The sequence below is a fragment of the Pyrococcus sp. genome (genome assembly GCF_030153625.1).
Taxonomy (GTDB): domain Archaea; phylum Methanobacteriota_B; class Thermococci; order Thermococcales; family Thermococcaceae; genus Pyrococcus; species Pyrococcus furiosus.
In genome coordinates this window covers 37793-44907 of sequence record NZ_JASKLM010000009.1, presented here as the reverse complement: position 1 = coordinate 44907, position 7115 = coordinate 37793, and the positions used below count along the sequence as shown (strand labels likewise).

The 7115-nt window shown below is 40.5% G+C and carries 7 protein-coding genes and 1 pseudogene; 3 read left to right on the top strand and 5 right to left on the bottom strand.

Annotated elements, in window-relative coordinates:
• The 4 genes and pseudogenes from PWP39_RS02680 to PWP39_RS02665 form a co-directional block, all read right to left on the bottom strand.
• A pseudogene (locus PWP39_RS02680) lies at positions 1–132 on the bottom strand (ABC transporter ATP-binding protein); the annotation flags it as partial.
• A gap of 1 nt (position 133) precedes the next feature.
• Positions 134–1048 (bottom strand): ABC transporter permease, encoded by a 915-nt coding sequence (locus tag PWP39_RS02675; protein ID WP_288072420.1) that lies wholly within the window; start codon positions 1046–1048, stop codon positions 134–136.
• Positions 1049–1051: 3 nt separating this feature from the next.
• Entirely contained in the window at positions 1052–2044 is a 993-nt protein-coding gene (locus tag PWP39_RS02670; RefSeq protein ID WP_288072417.1) for an ABC transporter permease, read from the bottom strand.
• A 38-nt stretch (positions 2045–2082) separates the two neighbouring features.
• Positions 2083–3975, bottom strand: a complete 1893-nt coding sequence (locus PWP39_RS02665; RefSeq protein ID WP_288072414.1) for an ABC transporter substrate-binding protein — start codon at positions 3973–3975, stop codon at positions 2083–2085.
• A 176-nt stretch (positions 3976–4151) separates the two neighbouring features.
• Between PWP39_RS02665 and bgaS the strand changes: the two genes are divergently transcribed.
• From bgaS to PWP39_RS02650, 3 genes are read left to right on the top strand one after another with little or no spacing between them, the layout of a single operon-like run.
• Positions 4152–5603, top strand: coding sequence for a beta-galactosidase BgaS (gene bgaS, locus PWP39_RS02660; protein ID WP_288072411.1), 1452 nt, complete (start codon positions 4152–4154; stop codon positions 5601–5603).
• Positions 5600–5809, top strand: coding sequence for a hypothetical protein (locus PWP39_RS02655; protein WP_288072409.1), 210 nt, complete (start codon positions 5600–5602; stop codon positions 5807–5809). Before bgaS ends, PWP39_RS02655 begins: the two co-directional genes overlap by 4 nt.
• A 2-nt stretch (positions 5810–5811) precedes the next feature.
• The gene (locus PWP39_RS02650; RefSeq protein ID WP_288072407.1) at positions 5812–6261 is read left to right on the top strand and encodes a type II toxin-antitoxin system VapC family toxin; all 450 of its coding nucleotides are present in this window, start codon (positions 5812–5814) and stop codon (positions 6259–6261) included.
• Here PWP39_RS02650 and PWP39_RS02645 read toward each other — a convergent pair.
• Positions 6254–7057, bottom strand: coding sequence for a PIG-L deacetylase family protein (locus PWP39_RS02645; RefSeq protein ID WP_288072405.1), 804 nt, complete (start codon positions 7055–7057; stop codon positions 6254–6256). The genes PWP39_RS02650 and PWP39_RS02645 overlap by 8 nt on opposite strands.
• Positions 7058–7115 lie beyond the last annotated feature (58 nt).

Below are 7115 nucleotides of genomic sequence, written 5' to 3'. Positions count from 1 at the left end.
TTTCCCACAACCGCTCTCTCCAGCAATTCCAAACACTTCCCCCTTCTTGACTTCGAAACTTACTCCATCAACTGCTTTTACAAATCCGATTGGGGTTGAGTAGTAAATCTTGAGATTCTCAACCTTAAGCATCTCACTCCCTCCTCAACCTCGGATTAAACACCTCCTCAAGACCAAGGTTCACAAAGAACAACGCCGTGATTATGAGAGTTATAAACAGTCCTGGTGGAATGAACCACCACCACCAGCCGAACTGAAGGGCGTTGTGCATAATTGCTTTTTGAAGTATTACTCCCAGGGAGACCATAGTTGTTGGTCCTAGTCCTATGAAATCTAGGGTTGCTGAAGCCAAGATTGCTCCACTAACTTGGAGGATCCCAGCCATGAAGATGTAGGAGATCATATTGGGAAGAATGTCTTCCATTATTATTCTGAGATCTCCAAGTCCCATTATCTTAGAGAGGTGGACGAATTCCCTATTCTTTAGCGAGAGCGTTTGTGCTCTAACTGATCTAGCTACCCATGGCCAGTTTGTTAATCCTATTATAAGGGCTTGAATTTCGGGGCTTCTAGCTTCAAGATAAGCGGCCACTAGGATTAGGAGTACTATTGAGGGAATTACCAGCATTATGTTGACGAACATCATTAAGATTTCATCTACTAGACCTCCCTTGTAACCTGAGACAAAACCTATTGTTATTCCCATTAGCGTCCCTATTATTGCGGCTAAAAACGCTATCCATAGAGATGTTCTGAGGCCATAGACGAGCTGAGCGTAGAGGTCTTTTCCTTCCTTATCTGTTCCCAGGATGTGCAGGACTTCGACGCTTTTTCCAGTGTATGTAGTTATGTTTTCCCTGGTCATTGGAGGAAGAGTTTTAGTTGAGTAAGAGGCAATCTTGATTTTACCCACTTGTTCATAATACAACCCATCACTTGCAAATGATGTAAAGAGTGGGCCGATTAGCCCAAAGATTATGAATGCCATCAATACTCCAAATCCAAACTTGAATTTGTTATTTTTGAAGGCAAGCTTTATTGTTTCCATTCATCATCCCTCCGTATAGCTAGCCCTAACACGTGGGTCAATGAGGGCATAGACGATATCTATCACGAAGTTGGCGACGAGAACTGAGATCACGATCATTAGAAAGCCTCCTTGAAGAAGGAAGTAGTCCTGGCTCATTGCAGCTCTCATTAAGAGAACTCCCACTCCTGGGTAGTTAAAGACGATCTCAGTAGCTATTGCTCCTGCTACCATTAGACCGAGCTGGAGTGCAAGTCCTGTAATTTGAGGCAGAATTGCATTCTTGTATGCGTGTTTTGTCATTAACTTTTCACTTGCTCCAAGGGCCTCCAAGTATCTTACGTAATCTGCTTCTAACTCGTATATTATCATATTTCTCATACCAATTGCCCAGCTACCAATCATTACAACAAATAAGCTGAGGAATGGCATTATCCAGTGTTTAAGGAAATCCACGATGAATCTTAGAGAAAGGCTTGGAACTAGGTTAGGGCTGTAGGCGCCTTGATAAGGAAGAATTCCGGCTTTTACGCCAACAAAGTATACGAGGAGCATTGCAAACCAGAAGTATGGCATGCTGGCTAGGAAATAAAATAGGGGCATCATATATGTGTCGTATCTTTTGTTCTTGCCTGCTAGTGCCCCCAACCAGTTTCCTATCACCCAGCTTAATACTATAGCTGGGAACAAAATTGCAATGTCATATGGGAGGGCATTCTTAAGTAACCTTGAAACGGGAGCTCTATAAAGTATGCTGTATCCCAAATCCCCTTTGAAGAGGGCCACCCAGAAGCTAACAAACTGAGCGTAAAGGGGCTTATTTAATCCATATAATTCTTCATAAAATCTCAATAATATTTCCCTCTCTTGGGGAGATAATCCTAAGGCAGAATTAATCATAATTTGAATTGGATCCCCGGGCATGAGCCTGGGAAGTAACCAGTTTAAAGTTACAGCAAAAATAAACGTCAGGAGGTAAACAATAATTTTCCTCTTTAGATATTCTTTAAACCCCATAACACTCCCCCCTAGAAAAATTTAGAAAAAGAAGAAACTCAACGCCTCCTCCTTCTTAGAAGGAGTGGGACTACAGCTAGACCTACTAAAATTGCGGGCCCACAAATTCCTTCAGTTTCTGTTGGTGACGTTGCAGTCTCTGTTGGAGTTTGAGTTACTGTAACGGTTTGAACTACTGTTTTAGTTTTCTCCTGGGTAACTGTCTCGGTCTTCTCCTGGATAACTGTGGAAGTAGTTGGGCTTACTGCTTTTGCTGGTCTAACTCCCAGGAAGGCTAGAGCTGTACCCCAGGTACCAAAGCCTGGCCAGAAGATGGGTACACCATACGGATTGTCTTCATTTGGCCAGTTGGCCCAGTATTGGGTGTTTGCTTCATAGAATAATGTACCCATGTAGAGTGGGACTGCTGGAATGTCTTGGAGCCATATCTTTGTCAGCTCGGCAAGAAGTTGAACTTGCTTTGCTTCATCTGGTGTCTTTGCAAGTTCATCGAGCAACTCATTTGCCTTTGAATTGTAGTAGTTGCCAAAGTTTGCTCCACCCTTCTCTTGGTCACTCTTGTAGTAGAGGAGGTCGTAATAGACGCTGTATGGATCGGGCTTAAACGTTCCAGCCCAGTGCATTGTTAAATCAAATTCACCTGCTTGTTGCTTGCTAACCATTGTTCCCCAATCGTACTTCTTGACGTCAACCTTTATTCCCACTGCTTTTAGCTGGTTAACTACAATTTCTACAGCCTGCATCCAGTCACTACATACTCCACATGCGGCAAATGTTAGAACAAGATCCTGTCCATTATACTCCCTTATTCCATCTCCATCAATGTCTTTGATTCCAGCTTGGTCTAATAGTTCAGCGGCTTCACTTGGGTTACAGTACTTCCATCCATACTTCTCAATTAGCTGGCTAACCCCTATCTTCTCCTTCCATGGCTTCATGACGTTACCCAGTGGAGTTTGGTCTGGGAGGTCACTGATTGGACCTTGTTTGACTATTTGAGAGGGACAAATTGCCTCAGCTATGGCCTTTCTTACAAGTGGATTGTCTAGAGGCTTGTGCTTAACGTTAAAATACATGATAACAGGAACAACGGGTGGGAAGTAGGGTGGCCTATCGAGCCAGCTGACTATGTAGGGGTTCTGCTTCTTGAGTTCAACTATATCCACGTAATAAGTACCTACATCAAGATCCCCCTTAAGGAACATGTTTGCTGCTTGATCATTTGAACCAACGTAAAGCTGGACTATGTACTTGGGACTTGGTAGTCCAAAGTACTTCGCACCCCACCAATCGTCGTTTCTCACGAATATTGCCTTTTGTTGTTCGACAACTTTGTAAAGTTTATATGCCCCTGAACCAACCAAGTATTTTTGCTCAGCTCCCAAGAATGTCATCTGGGTGACCTGTTGGGGATCGAGATCTTTGAAGATGTGTTCTGGAAGAATTAAAACACTATAAAGCTCGTTTCTCCATGCCCAGACGTTTGGAGTCCCACTAAAAACAAATTGTACTGTTCTGTCGTCTACAACTTTAATCTCAGTAAGTCCATACCTTGACCAGTCCTTAAGTCCGACTTTCTCGTAGTATTCAAATGAGAACTTAACATCATTAGCTGTTAAAGACTTGCCATCTTGCCATTTAGTTCCTTCTCTTAGCTTAACTTCAAATACATTGTTGTTTACCCACTTTCCATAGTCTGCAAGCCAAGGAATGAGTTCTGTTTTCATGAAGTTCAACATAAACAGTGGTTCAAACACCAACCCGGCTATTGGTATTATGTTACTCCCCTGAAGGGGATTTGCATTGGTTGGCGGGGAGCTATTGGCGGTATACAGTGTTTCTTCTCTTGGAAGTTCTTCTGCTGCAAGAACTACTCCAAGATTGCTCAAAACTAGGGCAGCAACTAAAACTGTAGCAAGGTATTTCTTCATAGCATGTCACCTCATTATAATTTAGTCAGATTTATAAAAAATTGAGATCCTATATAAACTTTTTGGTTATAACTAGGTAAGGATTGAACGTGCCAAGTCCTATAGCTAGATTTAATATGGTGGAAGATGCAAAATTATAAAAACACTGAAACATATAATTCTGTAAGGGGAAGTTTATGGAATTTTACTGGGGAGTCGTTCAATCGGCATTCCAGTTTGAAATGGGAGATCCCTATAGAAAAAACATAGACACTAGAAGTGATTGGTGGCATTGGGTCAGAGACCCATACAACATTAAAAATGAGCTCGTCAGTGGAGATTTACCTGAAGAAGGAATAAACAACTATGACCTTTATGAGATAGACCACAGATTGGCCAAAGATCTAGGTTTAAACGCTTACCAATTAACGATAGAATGGAGCAGAATTTTTCCATGCCCTACTTTTAGCGTAGATGTTAAGGTTGAGAGGGATGGGTATGGGCTGATAAAAAGGATAAAGATAAAAAAAGAAAACCTGGAGGAACTTGACCAACTCGCTAATCATAGGGAAGTAGAACACTACCTAAATGTCTTAAGAAACTTAAAAAAGCTTGGATTCACAACATTCGTTACATTAAATCATCAGACTAATCCAATATGGATCCACGATCCAATAGCAGTTAGAGCAAATTTTCAGAAGGCTAGGGCAAGGGGATGGGTAGATGAGAAAACAATAGTGGAATTTGTAAAATATGTTGCCTATGTAGCTTGGAAGTTTGATCAATACGTTGATTATTGGGCAACATTTGATGAGCCGATGGTAACAGTTGAGCTCGGGTATTTGGCACCGTACGTTGGCTGGCCTCCGGGGATCCTTAATCCATCTGCAGCCAAAAGAGCGATAATTAATCAGATAGTGGCTCATGCTAGGGCATATGATGCAATAAAAGAATATTCATCTAAACCTGTTGGAATAATCCTCAACATAATTCCGGCGTATCCATTTGATCCAAATGATCCCAAGCATGTAAAAGCCGCAGAGAACTATGATCTTTTCCACAATAGGTTGTTCTTAGAGGCGGTAAATAGAGGAAATGTTGACCTAGAAGTTACAGGTGAATACACCAAAATCCCACACTTAAAGAGAAATGATTGGATTGGAAACAACTATTACACCAGAGAAGTTGTTAAGCACATCGAACCAAAATATGAAGAGTTGCCATTAGTTACATTTGTTGGAGTTGAAGGGTACGGATACTCTGGAAATCCAAACAGCATATCACCAGATAATAATCCAACAAGCGATTTTGGTTGGGAGGTATTTCCCCAAGGTCTCTATGATTCTACTCTGGAAGCTGCAGAATATAAAAAGGATATCTTCATAACAGAAAATGGTATTGCTGATTCAAAAGATATACTAAGGCCAAGATACATTGTTGACCACGTTAGAGAAGTTAAAAGGTTGATAGAAAATGGAATAAAGGTGGGAGGATACTTCCACTGGGCACTGACTGACAACTATGAATGGGCTATGGGATTTAAAATTAGATTTGGGTTATACGAAGTAGATCTAATAACTAAAGAAAGAATTCCAAGAAGGAGAAGTGTTGAAACATATAAAATGATTGTAGCGGAGGGGATTGAATGAAGACAATAGCAGTCGATGAAACTACGTGGAAAAAAATTAAGATGCTTAAGGACAAAATGGAAGCCAGATCATATGATGAAGTCCTGCAAAGACTAATAGAGACTTGGCATCTCGTTGAATTGGACAAAAAAGTCGATAAAATAATACTAAATGACGAAGAAGCAGAAACCTTAATCACCATGCTAAAGAAAAAGAAGGGGAGTTAAAAATGCCCCTCCCACCAGATATAACTTTTGATAGTCCAGCCTTGATAAAAATGCACTCCCAAAGTATGAAAAGAATACTAGAGATAACGGTGGCGAAGTTTACAGTAAATTTGTCGATAGTTACTGTATATCGTTACCTTACTGCAAGAGCATATCTAAAGAAGAACATTGAAGTTGAGCTAGATGTGCTGAAAGATATCTACAACATAGTACCCCTCACCAGAGATATAGCTATAAAAGCTGCTCAAATTGAAGCAGATTTAATGAGAAAAGGCGTAATTCCTGATATGGAAGATGTATTGACAGCAGCAACGGCGATATATACAAGGAGTTTACTAATAACCGATGATTTAAAAAGATACGAACATATGAGAAGATTTGGGCTTGACACGATGCCCTTGGATAAATTTGTAAAAGAGATAAAATTAATGGTGGAGAAAGAACTTATATGAGATCAGCAAATGGAGTTATGTGGTAGAATAATCCGGGCATTATTCTAAATCCTTCTCCGTATCTTGCTCCTATCTTCTCTCCATAGAACATGGTCACGGTTCTCAAGAAAGGTTCCCACGTTTCCCAAATATCGTCTGTAAATTGACTCCTATGAGCTCTTATTGCTTTCAGCTTTAACTCCATGAGGTCAGTTATATCTACGATGTAATTCGGCTTGTGAGTGTAATAGAGAGCTATAAAGGACACTGAGTGCGGCTTTAGGCCGATGTCTATATCGATATTTGAGAAGTTCGGAAGTTGTGAAAATGCTACAGATTCTATTGCAAGGAATCCTGTTCTCCTATGATCTGGATGAGATTCGTATGGTAACCAAGGGTCAGGAGCAAAGACACCATCTGGCTTCTCTTTTCTTATTATCTTTACAAGATCCTTTCTAACTTCTCTGGAGTATGGGAGTTCGGTATCCCTATAATTTAGCCAGTATATCTTTCTAACTCCCAGAAGTTTTGCACTTTCTTCCTCTTCTCTTCTTCTTATAAGGGCTAATTCGTGCCCAGATAACTTCTCATCAGTAGTTCCCATGTATCCATCAGTCATGCAGATGTAGATTACCTCAACTCCCTCATCTGAAAGTTTTTTTATAGTTCCACCCATTCCTATGGCGCAGTCATCGGGATGTGGCTCAATGCAGATAACTTTTTTAGCATCTTCAAAGGGATTCTCCAGGTTAAATTCCAGCACTTCTTTAAGTAGCTTATTAAATGCCTCCTCGAATGTACTTACATTCTCAAACATAGCAAGCCACCACTACAATATAATTTTTCATATCTTTATAAATCTTTCATATTTCATA

What these genes read in the sequence shown, in the direction of transcription:
- PWP39_RS02670 (WP_288072417.1), bottom strand. Translation starts at nt 2,044, where the DNA reads ATGGGGTTTAAAGAATATCTAAAGAGGAAAATTATTGTTTACCTCCTG.
- bgaS (WP_288072411.1), top strand. Translation starts at nt 4,152, where the DNA reads ATGGAATTTTACTGGGGAGTCGTTCAATCGGCATTCCAGTTTGAAATG.
- PWP39_RS02650 (WP_288072407.1), top strand. Translation starts at nt 5,812, where the DNA reads ATGCCCCTCCCACCAGATATAACTTTTGATAGTCCAGCCTTGATAAAA.
- PWP39_RS02665 (WP_288072414.1), bottom strand. Translation starts at nt 3,975, where the DNA reads ATGAAGAAATACCTTGCTACAGTTTTAGTTGCTGCCCTAGTTTTGAGC.
- PWP39_RS02655 (WP_288072409.1), top strand. Translation starts at nt 5,600, where the DNA reads ATGAAGACAATAGCAGTCGATGAAACTACGTGGAAAAAAATTAAGATG.
- PWP39_RS02675 (WP_288072420.1), bottom strand. Translation starts at nt 1,048, where the DNA reads ATGGAAACAATAAAGCTTGCCTTCAAAAATAACAAATTCAAGTTTGGA.
- PWP39_RS02645 (WP_288072405.1), bottom strand. Translation starts at nt 7,057, where the DNA reads ATGTTTGAGAATGTAAGTACATTCGAGGAGGCATTTAATAAGCTACTT.